Genomic DNA, 1,748 nt, shown 5'->3' on the forward strand with positions numbered 1-1,748 from the left:
CGGGCATGCGGATGTCCATCAGGACGACGTCCGGCCGGACCGCCGCGGCCAGCGCCACCGCCTCCGCGCCGTCGGACGCCTCGCCGGCGACCTCCATGCCGGGGGCGGCCCGCAGCAGCGCGGCCAGCCCGCTGCGGACGAGGAACTGGTCGTCGACGACGAGCAGCCGGATCGGACGGCTCGCCGCGCGGTCGGTCGGGTGGTGGGTCGGACGGTCTGCGTCGGTCATTCCCGGACGGCGTCTCCCCGGCGTGCGGTCTGTACCGGCGTCGGCAGGGTCAGGCGCACGCCGAATCCCCCCTCGCTGCGCGGGCCGACGACGATCGTCCCGCCGTAGAGCTTGGCCCGCTCGCGCATGCCGATCAAGCCGTGGCCGCCGCGCTCGGGGAAAGTGTCCGGATCCGCCCCCTCCCGCCGGGCGTCGCCGGGTCCGTCGTCGGTCACCGACACCGTCACCTCGCCCGCGCGGTAGGCGAGTTCGACGGCGGCGTGCGCGCCGGGCGCGTGCTTGAGGACGTTGGTCAGGGCCTCCTGGACCACGCGGTACACGCACAGCTGCACGCCGGGCGGCAGGGGACGCGGCGCGCCCGTGACGTCCAGGTCGACGCCGACGCCGCCGGTGCGCACCCGGGTGACCATCTCGCCGAGCTGGTCGAGCCCCGGCGCGGGGGCGCCGTCCGCGCCCTGGACTCCGTCGGCGCGCAACAGGCCCAGCATGCGGCGCAGTTCGGCGAGGGCCTCGCCGCTCGCGCCCTCGATGGTGTCGAGGGCGTCGCGGGCGGTGGGGGCGTCGGAGTGGAAGACGAAGCGGGCGAGGCCGGCCTGGACGTTGATGACGGCGATGTGGTGGGCGACCACGTCGTGCAGCTCGCGGGCGATCCGCACCCGCTCCTCGGCCACCTCGCGCCGGGCCCGGTCGGCCTGTTCGGCGCGGAGCTGCCGGGTGAGCTCGGCGGTGCGGCGGGCGACGTACCCGAAGCGCCACAGGACGAGCGGGAAGCCCACGGCCTGGCCGACGACGGACGCCATGGCGTCGCTGTCGCTGACGATCCCCGCGCCGGTCCAGACGCCGGCGAGCAGGGCGGCCGAGGCGGCGGCGACGCGGGTGGGGCACAGGGAGGCCACGGTGTAGACGGCGAGCATGGGGCCGAAGGAGCCGACCACGGGCCACTGGCCGAGGGCGATGTAGACCGCCCAGCAGCCGTGCGAGACGAGGCAGACGGTGACGGGGGCGCGGGTGCGCAGGGCGAGCGGCAGACACACCAGGGCGACGAGGGTCCAGGCGAGCGGGCCGAGCGCGGGCCACCCCTGGGCGACGGCCTCGGTGCCGAGCAGTACGGCCACGGTCGTCAGCGCCGCGGCGATCAGGCCGTCGGCCGCCAGGGGGTGCAGGCGCATTGCCGCAGGGTAAGTCCGCCCGCCCGGCGTCGGCGTCATCCTTCCGCGGTACCGCGCAAGTTGCAGGAACCACGCGCCTACCGCACCGGGTGGGCCCCGCTCTCCACCCGCTGCGGGATTCGGAGCCGGGCGGGACGGCCGTAGCTTCTCGGTGCGAACGATCCACAGGGGGCCGCGGCGGCCCGTCCCGACCGGGGGGAAAGGGACGGGCCGCCGCGCGGGGTCGTACGACGGAGGGCCCACACCGGGGGGGCGGGCTCAGTAGCGCGGGTGGACCAGCGTGGACGGTGGCAGGTCGGGGACGCGGGTGTGGGTCGCCGATCGGGCGGCCTCGGCCAGGGAGCCCGGGG

Annotated in this window: 2 protein-coding genes; both read right to left on the reverse strand. The window is 76.6% G+C overall.

Features of this window, described 5'->3' with window-relative positions:
• Positions 1–229, reverse strand: a 229-nt coding sequence (locus tag GTW67_RS35085; RefSeq protein ID WP_161168760.1) for a response regulator transcription factor, incomplete at its 3' end; no start/stop codon positions are given.
• The gene (locus GTW67_RS35090; protein ID WP_161168761.1) at positions 226–1,398 is read right to left on the reverse strand and encodes a sensor histidine kinase; all 1,173 of its coding nucleotides are present in this window, start codon (positions 1,396–1,398) and stop codon (positions 226–228) included. The genes GTW67_RS35090 and GTW67_RS35085, both read right to left, overlap by 4 nt.
• Positions 1,399–1,748: the final 350 nt, after the last annotated feature.

Origin of the sequence: Streptomyces sp. SID5910 (genome assembly GCF_009862125.1) — a bacterium.
Classification (GTDB): domain Bacteria; phylum Actinomycetota; class Actinomycetes; order Streptomycetales; family Streptomycetaceae; genus Streptomyces.

Excerpts from the sequence above, each read along its gene's own strand:
- GTW67_RS35090 (WP_161168761.1), bottom strand. The coding sequence starts at position 1,398 with ATGCGCCTGCACCCCCTGGCGGCCGACGGCCTGATCGCCGCGGCGCTG.